This window comes from Pseudomonas putida (genome assembly GCF_002025705.1).
Lineage (GTDB): Bacteria > Pseudomonadota > Gammaproteobacteria > Pseudomonadales > Pseudomonadaceae > Aquipseudomonas > Aquipseudomonas putida_J.
Genome location: NZ_CP018846.1, coordinates 2,657,689 through 2,673,929 on the forward strand (window position 1 = coordinate 2,657,689; position 16,241 = coordinate 2,673,929).

16 protein-coding genes and 1 pseudogene are annotated in these 16,241 nt (G+C 63.8%); 10 read left to right on the forward strand and 7 right to left on the reverse strand.

Annotated elements, in window-relative coordinates; all coding sequences use genetic code 11:
- Window positions 1-97: 97 nt before the first annotated feature.
- Complete coding sequence (locus BUQ73_RS11955) at window positions 98-1,036, reverse strand: LysR substrate-binding domain-containing protein (protein WP_079228111.1); 939 nt, start codon at window positions 1,034-1,036, stop codon at window positions 98-100.
- Window positions 1,037-1,389: 353 nt separating this feature from the next.
- Here BUQ73_RS11955 and BUQ73_RS11960 point away from each other — a divergent pair.
- The 5 genes and pseudogenes from BUQ73_RS11960 to BUQ73_RS11980 form a co-directional block, all read left to right on the forward strand.
- A pseudogene (locus BUQ73_RS11960) lies at window positions 1,390-2,208 on the forward strand (quaternary amine ABC transporter ATP-binding protein); the annotation flags it as partial.
- Window positions 2,209-2,289: 81 nt separating this feature from the next.
- A complete protein-coding gene (proW, locus tag BUQ73_RS11965; RefSeq protein ID WP_079228112.1) occupies window positions 2,290-3,243 on the forward strand; it encodes a glycine betaine/L-proline ABC transporter permease ProW in 954 nt (317 codons plus the stop codon).
- Window positions 3,244-3,301: 58 nt separating this feature from the next.
- The gene (gene proX / locus BUQ73_RS11970; protein ID WP_079228113.1) at window positions 3,302-4,330 is read left to right on the forward strand and encodes a glycine betaine/L-proline ABC transporter substrate-binding protein ProX; all 1,029 of its coding nucleotides are present in this window, start codon (window positions 3,302-3,304) and stop codon (window positions 4,328-4,330) included.
- 20 nt (window positions 4,331-4,350) lie between these two features.
- Window positions 4,351-5,385 carry a GlxA family transcriptional regulator gene (locus BUQ73_RS11975; protein WP_079228114.1) on the forward strand — a complete coding sequence of 345 codons (1,035 nt, stop codon included), beginning with the start codon at window positions 4,351-4,353 and terminating at the stop codon, window positions 5,383-5,385.
- Between the two features lie 45 nt (window positions 5,386-5,430).
- The gene (locus BUQ73_RS11980; RefSeq protein ID WP_079228115.1) at window positions 5,431-6,354 is read left to right on the forward strand and encodes a LysR substrate-binding domain-containing protein; all 924 of its coding nucleotides are present in this window, start codon (window positions 5,431-5,433) and stop codon (window positions 6,352-6,354) included.
- A gap of 9 nt (window positions 6,355-6,363) precedes the next feature.
- Here the strand turns inward: BUQ73_RS11980 and BUQ73_RS11985 are convergent, their stop codons facing one another.
- Genes BUQ73_RS11985 through BUQ73_RS11995 form a run of 3 tightly spaced genes read right to left on the reverse strand, consistent with a single transcriptional unit; the run spans window position 6,364 to window position 9,292 of the window.
- The gene (locus BUQ73_RS11985; protein ID WP_079228116.1) at window positions 6,364-7,311 is read right to left on the reverse strand and encodes a lysylphosphatidylglycerol synthase domain-containing protein; all 948 of its coding nucleotides are present in this window, start codon (window positions 7,309-7,311) and stop codon (window positions 6,364-6,366) included.
- A complete protein-coding gene (gene clsB / locus BUQ73_RS11990) occupies window positions 7,311-8,513 on the reverse strand; it encodes a cardiolipin synthase ClsB (protein ID WP_079228117.1) in 1,203 nt (400 codons plus the stop codon). The genes BUQ73_RS11985 and clsB overlap by 1 nt, the downstream gene beginning before the upstream one ends.
- Window positions 8,510-9,292 carry an endonuclease/exonuclease/phosphatase family protein gene (locus BUQ73_RS11995; RefSeq protein ID WP_079228118.1) on the reverse strand — a complete coding sequence of 261 codons (783 nt, stop codon included), beginning with the start codon at window positions 9,290-9,292 and terminating at the stop codon, window positions 8,510-8,512. Before BUQ73_RS11995 ends, clsB begins: the two co-directional genes overlap by 4 nt.
- A gap of 187 nt (window positions 9,293-9,479) precedes the next feature.
- Between BUQ73_RS11995 and BUQ73_RS12000 the strand changes: the two genes are divergently transcribed.
- From BUQ73_RS12000 to BUQ73_RS12015, 4 genes are all read left to right on the forward strand, one after another.
- The gene (locus tag BUQ73_RS12000) at window positions 9,480-9,854 is read left to right on the forward strand and encodes a low affinity iron permease family protein (protein WP_079228119.1); all 375 of its coding nucleotides are present in this window, start codon (window positions 9,480-9,482) and stop codon (window positions 9,852-9,854) included.
- Between the two features lie 22 nt (window positions 9,855-9,876).
- Window positions 9,877-10,428: an ATP-dependent Clp protease proteolytic subunit gene (locus tag BUQ73_RS12005; protein WP_079228120.1), complete on the forward strand. Its 552-nt coding sequence runs from the start codon at window positions 9,877-9,879 to the stop codon at window positions 10,426-10,428.
- A 173-nt stretch (window positions 10,429-10,601) separates the two neighbouring features.
- Window positions 10,602-10,817: a general stress protein gene (locus BUQ73_RS12010; protein ID WP_079228121.1), complete on the forward strand. Its 216-nt coding sequence runs from the start codon at window positions 10,602-10,604 to the stop codon at window positions 10,815-10,817.
- A 153-nt stretch (window positions 10,818-10,970) separates the two neighbouring features.
- A complete protein-coding gene (locus BUQ73_RS12015; RefSeq protein WP_079228122.1) occupies window positions 10,971-11,240 on the forward strand; it encodes a DUF6555 family protein in 270 nt (89 codons plus the stop codon).
- A gap of 4 nt (window positions 11,241-11,244) precedes the next feature.
- Here BUQ73_RS12015 and BUQ73_RS12020 read toward each other — a convergent pair whose 3' ends face one another.
- The gene (locus BUQ73_RS12020; RefSeq protein ID WP_079228123.1) at window positions 11,245-11,859 is read right to left on the reverse strand and encodes a LuxR C-terminal-related transcriptional regulator; all 615 of its coding nucleotides are present in this window, start codon (window positions 11,857-11,859) and stop codon (window positions 11,245-11,247) included.
- 116 nt (window positions 11,860-11,975) lie between these two features.
- Between BUQ73_RS12020 and BUQ73_RS12025 the strand changes: the two genes are divergently transcribed.
- Window positions 11,976-13,631 carry a hybrid sensor histidine kinase/response regulator gene (locus BUQ73_RS12025; RefSeq protein WP_079228124.1) on the forward strand — a complete coding sequence of 552 codons (1,656 nt, stop codon included), beginning with the start codon at window positions 11,976-11,978 and terminating at the stop codon, window positions 13,629-13,631.
- Here the strand turns inward: BUQ73_RS12025 and BUQ73_RS12030 are convergent.
- Window positions 13,618-13,917, reverse strand: coding sequence for a hypothetical protein (locus BUQ73_RS12030; RefSeq protein ID WP_079228125.1), 300 nt, complete (start codon window positions 13,915-13,917; stop codon window positions 13,618-13,620). The two genes, BUQ73_RS12025 and BUQ73_RS12030, sit on opposite strands and share 14 nt — an antisense overlap.
- Before the next feature lie 242 nt (window positions 13,918-14,159).
- The gene (gene paaZ / locus BUQ73_RS12035; protein WP_079228126.1) at window positions 14,160-16,211 is read right to left on the reverse strand and encodes a phenylacetic acid degradation bifunctional protein PaaZ; all 2,052 of its coding nucleotides are present in this window, start codon (window positions 16,209-16,211) and stop codon (window positions 14,160-14,162) included.
- Window positions 16,212-16,241 lie beyond the last annotated feature (30 nt).

A 16,241-nucleotide genomic window follows, 5' to 3' on the forward strand; every position in this document is an offset into this window, starting at 1 on the left:
CGGGCACTCTTATTCTTGAATTACCAAACTAATGATGGCGATTATCAAAGTGCCCTGTCAGAGCGTCAATGCGCTTAATTTTCCGCGTTGCATTACTTCAGGTTATACAAAAACAATCACATTGCAGCCATTGCACCAAAGCCGCCAGGTGAGGGCTTTTCGGCCGCCCATGGGGTGCGATCAGGTAATAAGCCTGCTTGGGGCGCACCACGAACGGTTGCAGGCGAACCAGCTCGCCGCTGTTCAGCAGGTGCTCCACCAGCCGGCCCCAGCCCAGGGCGATGCCATAGCCTTGCAGTGCGGCGTTGATGGAATCGATGTACAGGCTGCAGCGCAGGTTGTACCGCAGTGCACCGGGGTTGCCGCCCTTCTCGCGGAACCAGCTCGGCCAGGCAACCCAGCCTTCGGAGGTGGAGTCGGCATCCAGCAGCCCGGCGCCGGCCAGTTCCTCCAACGTGGTGGGCAGCGGATTGCGGGCCAGCCAGGCGGGGGAGCAGACCGGGAAGACCTCTTCATCGAACAGCAAGGTGGCTTCGCCATCGTCCCACTGGCCATTGCCAAAGCGTACGTCCAGGTCGTAGTTGCGGGTGCGCAGGTCACCGGTGAACATCTGCGTGGCCAGGCGCAGCTGTACCTGTGGCAGGGCGCTGGCCAGCTGGTTCAGGCGCGGCATGATGCGCAACTGCGAGAATGACGCGGTCGAGCCCAGCACCACCTCCTGGCGGTGGCAACCCTGGTTGATCTGGTCGAAGGCACTGGCCACCCGTTGCAGCGACTCGGAGATGCTGACGAACAGGATGTCGCCGGCGTCGGTCAGGCTGATGTTGCGATGCGCGCGGTGGAACAGCAGGGCGCCAAGGTTCTCTTCAAGCGCCTTGACCTGCTTGCTCACCGCCGCCTGGGTCACGCCCAGCTCGGTGGCGGCCAGGGTGAAGCTGTTAAGCCGGGCGACGGCTTCGAACTGCAGCAGAGCCGTCATCGACGGGATGATGCGGCGGTAGCCCTTGTGTTTCTGTGCGCCTGATGGGTTGTTCATCGTATTCCAGACACGGTAGCGGAGCGGCGCTGATGGCACGGCCGCCCGAATATTGTTGTTGTTTGCAGCACGCGGGCAGGGCGCCCTTGGGCCAGATGATGAGCAGGGCCGAGGACTGCGGATATTACAGTTATGACAATAAATAGGATGCCGTGGCGCATCGGGGTACCAGCAGCGAGGCTTTATAATACAAATTGACACAGATATACAATGCGCCCGCCCGGGGGCGCGTTACATTGCAAAAAAAAGTTTGCCTCGCTCGCCCTTGCGGGCCGCCTGCCAATCCAGGTGCGTATCAAAGTTTCGATGCGCTGCCGTCAATAATTGGTCATAAGTATAATAACGAGGGTCGTATGTACCAAGGCGATGAAATACTATCGGTAAACCATATATTCAAAGTGTTCGGCCATAATCCGCAGATGGCCATGGAGATGCTGCGCAACGGCGCCGACAAGCACGAAATCTTCAGTAAGACCGGTCATGTCGTCGGCGTGTTCGATGCCAGTTTTTCCGTCAAGCGTGGCGAGATCTTCGTCATCATGGGCCTGTCCGGTTCGGGCAAGTCGACCATGGTGCGGCTGTTCAACCGCCTGATCGAACCCACCTCCGGCAGCATCCACCTCAACGGCAAGGAAATCACCGGGCTCTCCGACAAAGCCCTGCTCGATGTGCGGCGCAAGGAAATGGGCATGGTGTTCCAGTCCTTCGCCCTGATGCCGCACATGAGCGTGCTGGAAAACACCGCATTCGGCCTGGAAATTGCCGGTGTGGCCGAGGCCGAGCGCCACAGCCGCGCCCGTGAAGCACTGAGCCAGGTCGGCCTGGCCGGCCACGAGCACAGCTACCCGCACCAGCTTTCCGGTGGCATGCAGCAGCGCGTGGGCCTGGCCCGGGCGTTGGCCAACGACCCGACGATCCTGCTGATGGACGAGGCGTTTTCTGCCCTCGACCCGCTGATCCGCAGCGAGATGCAAGGCGAGCTGATGCGCCTGCAGGCCGAGCAGCAACGCACCATCATCTTCATTTCCCACGATATCGAGGAAGCCATCCGCATCGGCCACCGCATCGCGATCATGGAAGGCGGGCGAGTGGTGCAGATCGGCACCCCGCAGGAGCTGATCAACCAGCCGGCCAACGATTACGTGCGCAGCTTCTTCAAGAGTTTCAACAGCCGCTGCCAGTGTTCGGTGCTGGCGAAGAACGCACCATTGCAGTCCGTGAGCCGCCACTAAAAGAACAAGAGGTAAGCCCCCGTGTCCGAATTCAGCCTGCTCGACCCGTTCCAGGCGGCCGTCATCCCGCTGGGTGACTGGGTCACCGCAACCCTCAACTTCCTCGTGCACAACTTCCGTGAGGTGTTCCGCGCCATTCGCTGGCCGATCGACCAGGTGCTCAACGGCATCGAGTTCACCCTGCAGAGCATTCCACCGACTATCGGCATCCTTCTGTCGTCGCTGCTGGGTTGGCAGTTGGCGGGCAAGCGCATGGCGCTGCTGTGCTTCGTTACCCTGACCTTGCTTGGCCTGATCGGGGTCTGGTCCGAGTCGATGACCACCCTGGCGCTGGTGCTGACCTCGGTGTTCTTCTGCGCGGTGATCGGCATCCCGCTGGGCATCGTCTGCGCCCGCAGCAACCGCCTGGAAAGCATCATCCGGCCTTTGCTCGACGCCATGCAGACGCTGCCGGCGTTCGTCTACCTGGTGCCAGTGGTGATGCTGTTCGGCATCGGTAACGTCCCCGGCGTACTGGTGACCATCGTCTTCGCGCTGCCGCCGCTGGTGCGCCTGACCAACCTTGGCATCCGCCAGGTGCCGGAAGACAAGATCGAAGCCGCCCGCGCCTTCGGCTGCACGCCGCGGCAGATGCTGACCCGCGTGCAGTTGCCGCTGGCCACCTCGACCATCATGGCCGGCCTCAACCAGACCCTGATGCTGTCGCTGTCGATGGTGGTGATCGCCTCGATGATCTCGGTGGGTGGCCTGGGCCAGATGGTGCTGCGCGGCATCGGCCGACTGGACATGGGCCTGGCGACCGTCGGCGGCGTCGGCCTGGTGTTGCTGGCGATCTTCCTCGACCGCCTGACCCAGGCCATGGGCGCGCGCACCAGCGCCGACCCGAGCCTGCGCTGGTACCACACCGGCCCCGTAGGCGTGGTGCTGCGCCTGTGCGGCGCGGCGCAACCGCAAGGGCGGCGCAAGACTGCCTGACTTAACCCCGTTCTATCTGCCGCATCCCGAAACAACAACCAGAAAAAGGTACGCGACGATGTCCGAGTTCAAGTTCCCCCGCCGTTTCCTGCAAGCCACCTGCGCCATGGCGCTGGGCCTGGCCTGCCTGCATGCCAGTGCCTCGGCCGACAAGCCGGGCGAAGGGGTGAAGATCACCCCGTCATTCCCCACTGTGGATGAAGAACGCTTCCGCGGCGAAGTCGCCCTGGAAGGCTTGCGCGAGCTCGGCTACAACGTGCAGAAGCCCAAGGAAACCGAATACGCCACGATGATCCTGGCGGTCGGCTATGGCGATGCCGATTTCAGCGTCAACCTGTGGGACAAGCTGCACGCCAGCTTCTACGAAAAGGCCGGGGGAGACCAGAACATGGTCAAGGTCGGCGACATCCTGCCCGGCGTGCTGCAGGGCTACCTGATCGACAAGAAAACCGCCGACCAGTACCACATCAAGTACATCACCGACCTGCAGAAGCCGGAGATCGCCAAGCTGTTCGACACCGACGGCGACGGCAAGGCCGACATGACCGGCTGCAACCCGGGCTGGGGCTGCGAGCTGGTGATCGCCCACCAGATGAAGGCCTACGGCCTGGAAAAGAGCATCCACGTCAACCAGGGCTCGTACTTCGCGCTGATGGCCGACACCATCACCCGCTTCAAGGAAGGCAAGCCGGTGTTCTATTACACCTGGATGCCGCAGTGGGTGGCTGGCGTATTGGTCGAGGGGCGTGACGTGGTCTGGTTGCAGGTGCCGAAAACCGACCTGCCGGGCGGCGACAACAGTGTCGACACCATGTACCAGGGCAAGAACCTCGGTTTCGCCCTGGACAAGATCGAGGCCGTGATCAACCGCGATTTCGCCGAAAAGAACCCAGCAGCCGTGAAGTTCCTGTCGCTGATGCAGATTCCGGCAGCCGACGAGAGCGCGCAGAACCTGAAAATGCAGAACGGCGAGAAGACCTACGCCGACATCCAGCGCCATACCAAGGAATGGATCGCCGCCCACCGTCAGGCCTTCGATGGCTGGTTGCAGGCGGCACGCGCGGCGGCGATGCAGGCCAGTAACTAACCCCCGAGCAGAGCAGAACCATGAGCCAGTCAGTCGTCAGCCATCTCAGAAACCGGAATTTCGCCCACCTGGCGCCAGATCACCGCCTCGCCACCGGCGCGGCCTTGCGCCGGGTCGGCTTCGTACTGCTGGAGCAGTTCTCGATGATGACACTGACCTGCGCCATGGACACCCTGGCCGCCGCCAACCAGGTCAGCGCCAAGCCACTGTTCGAGTTCGTGATGATCGGTGACAGTGCACAGGTGCGCAGCGATTCCGGCATCATCATCGCCGTCGACCAGACCCTCGCTGAACTTGAGGTGCGCAGCCTGGACTTTGTCTTCGTCTGCGGCGGCTTGCGCGTGCCGCTCAAGCGCAACCCGCGCCTGCGCGGCAAGCTGCGCGAGGCCGACAGCTACGGCTGCCTGCTGGGCGGCTTGTGGAATGGTGCCTACTTCATCGCCGAGGCCGGCCTGCTCGAAGACCATGACTGCGCCTGCCATGTGGAGGGGCGGGCGATGATGAGCGAGCTGTTCCCAGGCGTGCGGGTCAGCCGTGCTGGCCATGTGCTCGACCGCCGCCGGCTGAGCTGCGCCGGGGCCAGCAGTGCGCTGGAGATGATGCTGGAGCTGCTGGCCGGCCGTTACGGCAAGAGCCTGCTCGACGGCGTGGAGCAGATCGTTGCCGCCGACAAGCCTGTGGCGGCGCTGCCAAAGGTGGCGCCGCCGTTTCGGGTTGGTTTGCCGCAGAACCTCAACGAAGCCATCGAACTGATGAGCAGCAACATCGAAGAGCCGATTGCCATCGACGAGATCGCCCGGCATGTGAAACTGTCGCGCCGCCAGCTGGAGCGCTCGTTCCGCCAGCATGTGCAGTCGACACCGTTGACGTTCTACCTGGAGCTGCGCCTGGGGCATGCGCGGCAGTTGCTGCAGCACACCGACAAGCCGATGTCGGAAGTTGCCATTGCCAGCGGCTTTACCAGCTTCTCCTATTTCTACCGGCGCTTTCACAATTTCTTCGCCATGCCACCGCGCAAGTACCGGGCGATGAGCCGGGGCTGGGCGGTGCATTGACCTGGCGCCTATCCTGAGTGGGTTGGATGACTATCAGGAGCGGGCATGAACCGAAATGAACTGCGCAAGGCCGACATCAACCTCATGGTGGTGTTCGAGGCCTTGATGCAAGAGCGCAACCTCACCCGCGCCGCGGAAAAGCTGTTTCTCGCCCAGCCCACGGTCAGTGCTGCGCTTGCCAGGCTGCGCACGATGTTCAACGACCCGCTGCTGATCCGCGTCGGTAACCGCATGGAGCCGTCCGCCCGGGCGGCAGAGGTGATCAAGCACCTCACCCCCGCGCTGGACGCGATGTCGGCGGCCCTGAGCCTGACCCATGACTTCGACCCGCCGACCAGCAAGATGACCTTCAGGATCGGCTTGTCCGATGATGTCGAATCAGGGCTTTTACCGCCGTTGCTGCGGGCGCTGCGCACCGAGGCGCCGCATGTGGTGGTGGTCGTGCAGCATGTCGACTACTGGCGTATCCCCGACCTGCTGGCCACGGGGGATGTCACAGTGGGCATCAGCCAGACCCGGGGCCTGCCGGCCAATGCCAAGCGTAAAGTATTACGTACCATGCAGGCGCGGGTGCTCAGGGCCGACAAGTCCGCGCAACCGCTGACCCTGGAGGAGTTCTGCCAGCGCCCCCACGTGCAAGTTTCGCCAACGGCCAATACCCAGGGCGTGGTGGATGACTGGCTGAAGGAAATCGGGCGTACGCGCAATGTGGTGTTGTCGGTGCCCCAGTTCAGTTCATTGCCGGCCATCCTGGCCGACAGCGATCTGCTGGCCTGCTGCCCGGACTACGCCGCTGCGGCCATGGCCAGCTGGGGCAACCTGCAGGCCGAACCCTTGCCGTTCGACACCGTGCCGCTTGAGCTGGCCATGGTCTGGCTGAGCACCACCGACAGCGACCCGGCCGAGCGCTGGTTGAGAGGGCGGCTGGAGCAGTACATGAGTGGGGCGCGTGAGGGGCGGGTCGGCTAGGACAATTGCTCATACCGGTTTGTCGCGCTGGCGCATGGCCTTGGCGCGCTTCTCCAGCAACAGGTAAGTCAGTACGGCAATGACCAGTGGTACCAGGTAATACAACGTCCGGTAGCCCAGCAACGCCGCTACCAGCGTGCCTTGGCCAAGCTGCCCGTGAAGCAGGGCGAGGAACACCGCTTCGAGCACACCGAGCCCTGCGGGAATATGGGCGACCACCCCCGCCACACAGCTGATCAGCAGGATGCCAAGAATCGACGGGTAGAACGCCTGGCCAGGCAACAGCCAGAAAATCAGCAAGGCCATCATCGCCCAGTTGCTTGCGCCTAACGCCACCTGGCACAGGGCCAGGCGCAGCGAGGGCAGGGTGACTTCGTGCTCGCGCCAGCGCCAGGTGCGCTTTTTCGCCAGGCCACAAGCCAGCAGATAGCCGATTGCGATCGCCAGCAACAGCACGCCGATCAGCCGCAGCCCGGTGGCACCGACCGCCCAGCTGGTCGGCAACTCGACCAGGCCCAGGGCAAACACGCTGCCGGCCAGCAGCATGTAGCCCATCCAGTTGGTCAGCAGGCCCAGGGTGAGGATACGGGTGATGGTCGGCGTATCCAGGCCAAGGCGGCCGTACAGGCGATAACGCAAGGCAACGCCTCCCACCCAGGTGGTGAAGTTGAGGTTGAAGGCATAACACACGAATGCCACCGGCAGCACTTGCCGGGCGGGCAGGTGGTGGCCGGTGTAAGCCCGGGCCAGCAGGTCGTAACTGGCGAAGATCAGGTAGCTGCACAGCGCCAGGGCCAGGCCGATGGCCAGCGTGCCTGGTTTGTAGGCCAGCAGCGACTGGCGCACCTCGTTCCAGTCCAGGTTGCGTGCCAGAACGTACAGCAACACCGGTATGAGGATCAGAAACGCCACGGTGAACAGCCGCTTGCCCCAGGTCTGCCAAGGTTTCTGCGCCATCAGGTGTTGCCCTCATGCAGGTCGCCTTGGGCCTCGACCTGCGGCTGCAGCGAATGCAAGCGCTGGCGGTGTGCGGGAAACCAGCCGGCGATCCGCGGGAAGTGCCGGATGACGTGGAAGCACACGAAGATCAGCGGTGCACGCCACCAATAGCCGCGGATCATCCGTGCCAGCGTCACCGGTTTGCATTGCTCGGTTGCCAGCGCCTGCAGGTGCTCGTACAGGTGCTGGTTGAATGCCGGGTCACGAATGAACAGGTTGGCTTCCAGGTTGAACGACAGGCTCAGGGGGTCGAGGTTGCTGGAGCCGACCGTGGCCCACTCGTCATCGACCAGCGCCACCTTGCCGTGCAGCGGCCGCTGGCAATACTCGTGGATCCGCACGCCATCGCGCAGCAGGTAGTTGTAGAGCAGGCGCGACAGGGCGCGCACCCAGCGCATGTCTGGCTGGCCCTGGAGGATCAGGGTAACTTCGACGCCGCGGCGCGCCGCGTTGCGCAACTCACGCAACAGCCGGTAACCCGGGAAGAAATAGGCGTTGGCCACCACCACGCGCTGGCGCGCCGAGCGCAGGGCCAGCAGGTAGTGGGCTTCGATATCGGTACGGCGCAGCCGGTTGTCGCGCTCCACCAGCACCGCGGTGCTGGTACCCGTGGCTGCGGTCACGGGCCGTATCTCGCTGGGTGGCTCCAGCACCGGGGCCATCAGCCGGCGGCTGGCAGCATGTACCTGCGCCACTACCGGCCCAGTCACCTCCACGGCATAGTCCTGCTTGGCCATGGGGCCGAAATCACCCAGGTGGTCAGCGCTGTAGTTGATCCCGCCGATAAAGGCCCGCTCGCCATCGATCACCACGATCTTGCGGTGCAGGCGCCGGAACAGGTTGGTGCGCATCCCGGCCAGCCTGGGTTGCGGGTCGAAGGCATGGAAGCTGACCCCGGCATCGGTCAGCCCCGAGACGAAGCCATCGGGCAGGTCAGCGGTGCCGTAGCCGTCCACTGCGACCTCCACCCGTACGCCGCGCCTGGCGGCATCGATCAGCACACAGCGCAATTGCTGGCCGACCTTGTCGTCGAAAATGATAAAGGTTTCCAGCAGGATCTCTTGCTGCGCCTGGGCCATGGCTGCGAACACCCGCGGGTAATACTGCTCGCCATTGATCAGCAGTTCGACACGGTTACCGTCTACCCAAGGTCTGTTCACAGGTCGATCTCCGCAGCCAGTGGGGCATGGTCGGACAGGTGCGACCAGGGATACATCGACAGTACCTGGGCCTTGGCCGGCATGGCATTGCGCAGGTAGATACGGTCCAGACGCAGCAGCGGCAGGCGGGCCGGAAAGCTGCGCGCGGGGCTGCCGAAATGCTCGCCGAAGGCCTCGACCAGGCGCCGGGAGAGCACCGCATCGGCCTTCAACCGCCAGTCATTGAAGTCGCCGGCGATGATGACCGGTGCCTCTGCCGGAAGGCTGTCGAGCAGCTCAAGCAGCAGCTGTACCTGGCTTTGCCGGTGGGCTTCACGCAGCCCCAGGTGCACGCAGATCGCGTGAACCTGCTCATGCCCTGGCACTTCCAGGCGGCAATGCAGCAGGCCACGCTGCTCGTTGCCGTGGATCGACACGTCGAGGTTTTCGTACTGCGCGATCGGGAATTTCGACAGCAGGGCGTTGCCGTGATCGCCGTGGGGGTACACCGCGTTGCGGCCATAGGCGAACTGCGGCCACATGCTGTCGGCAAGGAACTCGTACTGCGGCGTTTCTGGCCACGCCGGGTGGCGCACGGCGTGCTGCTGGTGGCTGCCGTGCACTTCCTGGAGGAACACCAGGTCGGCATGGGTGCTGCGCACCGCTTCACGCAGCTCGGGGAGGATGAAGCGCCGGTTGAACAGGGTAAAGCCCTTGTGCACGTTGATGGTCAGCACGTTCAGGCGGTGCACCGCGTTCACCTTGTCGGTAGTGCCGTGCGGCCACTGGGTAAAGCCCATGCGGATATCACTCACGCTGTTGCCCTCATCGCCTGCTCCGCTGAATGTCACTCTGGATAGCGACCCGAGCAGGGCTGCGAGGGTTCAGTGCATAAGATCGAAGGCAGCATTGCTGCGCTGAGTTGAACTTTGTCGGCGCCAGTGATTCCACCGCATAGCGGGATATGCAGCGCAGGAGACCGCCGGCATGAAGTTCGATCGTTTTTGTCAGTGGTTGGCCAACTGGACCGGGCGACCGCTCGCATTCGGTGCCGCCTTCCTGTTGATTCTGGTCTGGGGCATCACCGGGCCGCTGTTCGATTTCAACGACACCTGGCAACTGGTGATCAATACCTCGACCACCATCATCACCTTCCTGATGGTGTTTCTGATCCAGAACACGCAGAACCGCGACAATGACGAGCTGCATATCAAGATCGACGAATTGCTGCGCACCACCAAGAAAGCGCACAAGGCCTTGCTCGACCTGGAAGACATGGACCCGGCCGAGCTGCACGCCCTGCGCAAGCAGTACCAGCAAATGGCCGAGCGCGGCGACGACAGGCAGAAAACCAAGGAATGACCTGCCACGACTGGAGGCAAGCATGGCCAGACATATCATCCACTTTACCGGGCCGATCAACTCATCCACCTGCGGCAACCTGATCAACACCTGCTCACGCGCGATTCAGCAGGGCGCCGACCTGCTGCAGCTGAACATCGCCACCATGGGCGGCGAATGCAGCTATGGGTTCACCCTGTACAACTTCCTGCGGGCCCTGCCGATCAGCGTGCACACCCATAACCTTGGCACCGTGGAGTCCATGGGCAATATCCTGTTTCTGGCAGGCGAGCACCGTACGGCGTGCAGCTACAGCAAATTCCTGTTCCACCCGTTCCACTGGACGCTGCACGGCTCGGTGGACCATGCGCGCATGGCCGAATACGCCATGAGCCTGGACTACGACTTGCGCCTGTATGCGCAGATTGTCGCCGAACGTACCGAAGGCAGCAGCGAAGTACTGGATGTGCCGCGCTACCTGATGGCCTACCCGCGGATACTGGGTCCCAAGGAAGCGCTGGACAGCGGGATGATTCACGCCATCGATGAAATGCCGATCGAGGCTGAAAGCAACCAGTGGAGCGTGCACGCCTGAGTGCCGCCCGTGCCGGGCAATGTGCAGCGCGCAAGCTTTTGCCCTGCGGGCCTTTCGCGCCACCGGTCAGTTGGCCGTAATTGGATTGAGCAGACCCGCCCATTGCCTGTTCGGAACTAGGGCATGCACCGTTTTCATGCGCCCAACCCATCCGCATCGCAAGGAGAAACGACATGGCTGGTGATCAACAACGGACTGGACAACGTGGCGGCACCAAGGAAACCAACCCTGGCAACTTCGCCAATGACCGCGAACGCGCCTCCCGCGCAGGCCACAAAGGTGGCCAGGCGTCAGGCGGCAACTTCGCCAACGACCGGCAACGGGCATCGGAAGCTGGCCGCAAGGGCGGGCAGAACAGCCACGGCGGAGGCCGCCAGCATCAGCAGTAGCGGCGTTGCCGAGGCCCGCTGGCGTGGCTGGCGGGCCGCATGCCTGCACACACAAACTGCATTCCTTTGAATTGTTCGACAATTTTTTTGAATCTTTCCCGGACGGCATCACTCAATGAAATAGTCATCCATGGAGAAGAGGAGGGCCGCGTGATGCCGAGTCCCCAGCTGTACATTATCGATTACCTGCTGCATGGCCAGCCACGCAGCTTCATCATCCGGCTCGAGAAAATCGATAATGCCGAAGCTTGGCACTGGGCGAGTTGTGATGCAGGCATCGGTATCATCCCGAAGTTCGGGCGAGAGAAGATCAAGAAAGTGAGCCGGCCAATGGCTGAGCGCTATGGCATAACCGCGGTGAGCTGGCGGTTGTCGGGCAGCAAGCCCAGCCAGGCGGTAAGCGATTCCAGTGTAACCAGCTGAAGCGTCAGGTACCGCTGTACTTGACCGCAGCGGCCGTGCGCGATGTGACGTTGAGCGCCTTGAGCAGCGACGACACGTGGATGCGCACGGTGAAGGGCGAGATGTCCAGCGCGCGGGCGATCTCCTTGTTGGTCTTGCCTTGGGCGATCAGGCGCAGCACCTCGTGCTGGCGGTGAGTGAGCTGTTCCAGCTCGCTGGCGCTGCCCAGGCTCGGCAACAATCCCGAAGGGCTGTACTTCACCAGCACCTCGCCCTCACGGATGGCCAGGATCGCCGCGCCGAGTTCATCGGGTGCGATGCTCTTGCCGATGAAACCATCGACGCCGCTGGCCATGACATGCTCGATCAGTGCCGGGTCGTCGACCATCGACACGATGATCAGGGTAGTACGGCGCAATAGCTGACGCAGTTCGGTCAGCCGTTCCAGGCAATCGAGCCCCGGAAAGCGCAGATCGAGAATCAGCGTGTCCGGCGCCTCGCCCTGGCGGGCCAGCGTCAGCACCTGCTGCAGGTCGCCGGCTTCTTCGAGCTGCGCCTGTGGCAATACCCGCTGCACGGTACGGACCATCGCTTCTCTGAACAGCGGATGGTCGTCCGCCACGATTATGCGGCACGTCACGTCCTGGCACTCCCTGTGAACAGCGGTTTTCCCGACCATGCTAACTTAGCAGGCGAAAACGGCGAGCGCTGCGCCAAGAAGGCGTTTATGCGACCCCGTGCACAAGGACGTCGACCATGGACTACAACAAGAACAACGAACTCGACCAGGCCAACCTGCGCGTCATCGTCGCCAGTTGCGCGCTGGTCTACATCACCGTGCTGGGTTTTCTGCCGGGCGAATCGATCGACAGCTACCTGCCGGTGATCTACTACATCATCAGCTTCATCGTGCTGTCGATCGGCCTGCGCCAGGCCATCGCCCGTTGGCCGGGGCATTACCCGTGGCGGCGGGTGCTGGGCATCGTGCACGACTATACCGGCACCTGCTTCGGCCTGGTGCTCGGCGGCGAAGCGGCGCTGCCGCTGTATGCGGTGATGGTCTGGGTCAACCTTGGCAACGGCATGCGCTTCGGCACCCGCTACCTGGCCATCGCTACCGTGCTGGCGTTGACCGCGCTGGTGGCGGTGTACCAGCTCAACCCTTACTGGCAGGCCAACCCGTTCATGGTGTTGATGCTGCTTACTACCAGTACGGTCATCCCGCTGTACGCCCATATGTTGCTGGAGCGCACCCGCAAGGCCTCGGAGCTGGCGATGGCCGCCACCCAGGAGAAGTCGCGCTTTCTGGCCCAGGCCAGCCACGACCTGCGCCAACCGATCCACTCCATTGGCCTGTTCACCGCCTGCCTGCGTGAAGCGCCGCTGGCCGAGCAAGAGCGGCGCCTGGTGGACAGCATCGACCGCTCGCTGCTCAACGTGTCGCAGCTGTTCCGCTCGATCCTTGACCTGTACACCCTGGACAATGGCAGGGTGCAACCGAAGTACGAGGCCTTTGCCTTGCAGGAGTTTCTCGCCGAGCTGCTGCGCCAGAACGCCGAGGCCGCACGCTGGGCTGGCGTCGAGATGCGCCTGCGCCCTTGCGTTCACTGGACCCGCGCCGACCGCGGCATGCTCGCGACCATGGTGCAGAACGTGCTCTCCAACAGCTTCAAGTACGCCGCCCAGCGGCCGTTGCTGATCGGCGTGCGGCGTCACGGAGCAGCGCTGGCCATCGTGGTCTATGACCAAGGGCGGGGGATCGACGAGGCGCATCAGGGCTTGGTCTTTGAGGAGTTCTACCGGGTGCGCCAGGTGCGTGACAAGGATGTCGAAGGGGTTGGCCTGGGCCTGTCTATCGTCAAGCGCCTGGGGCATTTGATGGGGCTGCAGGTACAGCTGCGTTCGCACCTGGGGCATGGCACGGCGGTGAGCCTGCAAGGCTTGCCGCGCCTGGCGGCGCAACCGCTGGCCCGCAGCAGCGAACAGCAGGTGGTGCAAGGCGCGCTGCTCGGCGGCCTGAGGGTGTGCCTGGTGGAAGATGACCATAACGTTCTACGCGCCACCTCGGCGCTGCTGCAGCGCTGGGGTTGTGAAGTGCAAGCACAGGCTTCGCCACTGGGGTTGACCTGCGAGTGTGACGTGATCGTTGCCGACTACGACCTGGGCCAGGAGGCCACCGGTGTCGATTGCATCGACAGCCTGCGGGCGCAGCGGGGCTGGGAGGTGCCGGCGTTGATCATGACCGGGCATGACCTTGAGAAGATTCAGGCAATCGTGCAAGGGCGCAATATCGCCATCTTGTCCAAGCCGGTGCGCCCGGCGGAATTGCGCGCGGCCCTGCGGACCTTGCGTGAGGTGCCGGCGGCGCCAGAGCGTGACGCCGAGGGCAGAGGCGGCATCACTGCAGGATGATCGCCTGGCCTTCCTTCAGGCAGGACGGTGTCGGCTGGTACAGGCCCATGCCGCCGACCGCGACGATGGCGCCGCTGGGGATTTGGCAGTTGTATTCGCCCTTGGCGGTGGTGGCGGTGTAGTAGGTGATGGTGCTGTCGCTACGCACATTGGCGACCTTGCTGACCGGGGTATTGAGGGCGAACTCGGCGCGTTCCTTGAGGGTTTGGTCGGACGGGTTGATGGTCTGGCAACCGGCGACGGTGAACAGGACGGCGGCGCTCAGCAGCAGCTTGGCGGGTTTCATGGCAGGTGGCTTCCTTGGCGTGGGGTGTGGCGGATGGCCGGACTATAGCGCCGAGGAGCGGGCAGGGCATTAGGGCGGATGTACGAGGTGGCTATGTGCCTGTAGTACTGCCTTGTGGGAGCGGCCTTGTGTCGCGAAAGGGCCGCGCAGCGGCCCCAGGATCTATGCTCTGGTCATAGATTGCCGGGGCCGCTGCGCGGCCCTTTCGCGACACAAGGCCGCTCCCACAGCGACCGTGTATGTCAGGGGTTTTTCAGGACCAGGGTCAGAATGTCATAGCTGGCCACCAGTTCACCAAGCTGGTTGGTCACTTCCACATCCCAGGCCACCACGCCTTGCGGTTGCCCCAGCGGGCTGGTCTTGCCCTGGTCGATCTTGCGCTTGCAGGTCAGCCGCGCCTGGATCGTGTCGCCGATCCCTACCGGGTTGATGAAGCGCAGGGTATCCAGCCCGTAGTTGGCCAGCACCGGCCCGGCGCCTGGCGAGACGAACAGACCGGCGGCGGCGGAGAGCACGAAGTAGCCATGGGCGATGCGCTTGCCGAACTGCGACTCCTTGGCCGCGATTTCGTCGAAGTGCATGTAGAAGTGGTCACCCGACAAGCAGCCGAAGTTGACCAGGTCGGCTTCGGTCACGGTGCGACGGTGGGTCAGCAGCGACTCACCAATGCGCAGGTCGTCGAAGTAACGGCGGAACGGGTGAACCTCGGTCTCGATCACTTCGGCACCGCGCACGTATTCGCCGGTGACGGCTGTCAGCATGCTCGGCGAGCCCTGCACCGCAGCACGCTGCAGGTAATGCTTGACCGCACGCAGGCCACCCAGCTCCTCGCCACCCCCGGCGCGGCCAGGGCCGCCGTGCTTGAGCTGCGGCAGCGGCGAGCCGTGGCCGGTGGATTCCTTGGCGGCTTCACTGTCGAGCACCAGCAGGCGCCCGTGCCAGGCGGCGGCCACCGGGATGGCCTTGGCAGCAACGGCGCGGTCGGCGGTAACCAGGGTCGCCACCAGGCTGCCTTTGCCGCGCGCGGCCAGGGCCAGGGCTTCATCCAGGTCGTCATAGGCCATCAGCGTGCTGACCGGGCCGAACGCCTCGATGTCATGGGCACCGCCCTCGGCATGTGGGTCGCGTGCCAGCAGCAGGGTCGGGGCGAAGAACGCGCCTTCGGCCACGCCTTCACCGCGCGGGGCAAAGCCATCGCTGGCGCCGAACAGCTGGTCGCAGCTCTGCAGCAGGCTGCGCACGCGCTCGCCAACGTCACGCTGCTGCTCATGCGAGGCCAGGGCCCCCATGCGCACGCCTTCTACCGACGGATCACCGACCACCACCTTGCTCAGGCGCTCGCGCAGGCGGGTGGCCACCGCATCGATGTGCTTGGCCGGGACGATTGCGCGGCGGATGGCGGTGCATTTTTGCCCCGCCTTGGTGGTCATTTCCCGCGCCACTTCCTTGATGTACAGCTCGAACTCTTCGCTGTCCGGGCTCACATCCGGGCCGAGGATGGCGCAGTTGAGCGAGTCGGCCTCGGCGGTGAAGGGTACCGAGTTGCGAATCAGGTTGGGCGTGACGCGCAGTTTCGCGGCAGTGTCGGCAGAGCCGGTGAAGGTCACCACGTCCTGGCCCTGCAGGCGGTCGAGCAGGTCGCCGGTGCTGCCGATCACCAGCTGCAGGCTGCCAGCGGGCAGCAAGCCGGAATCGTTCATCAGGCGCACCACGGCTTCGGTCAGGTAGCTGGTCGAGGTGGCCGGCTTGACGATGCACGGCATGCCGGCCAGGAAGGTCGGCGCGAACTTCTCGAGCATGCCCCAGATCGGGAAGTTGAACGCATTGATGTGCACGGCGACACCGGCACGCGGTACCAGGATATGGCTGCCGGCAAAGTGGCCCTGCTTGCCCAGCGGGATCGCGGGGCCTTCGTGCACCAGGTTGCCCGAGGGCAGCTCACGGCTGCCGATGCCGGCGTAGCTGAACAGCGTGGCATTGCCGCCCTCGATGTCGATCCAGCTGTCGGCGCGGGTGGCGCCGCTGTGGTGCGACAGCGCGTAGAGCTGTTCCTTGCGCTCGGCCAGGTACAGGGCCAGGGCCTTGAGGCGCTGGGCGCGTTGCTGGAAGTCCATGGCCATCAGCTGGGCCAGGCCATGCCCGCGGGCAAAGTCCACGGCCTCGGCGAAATCCGGGCGTTCTTCGTGGCTGTAGGCCAGGACGTGACCGTCCAGGGCGCTGCGCAGGGCCTGGGCGCCGTGTTGGCCGATCCAGCGGCCAGCGATGAAGCTCTGCAGGGTTGGGGCGTCAGACATGCTGTTCTCCATGCTGTTCTAAGGTTGGGA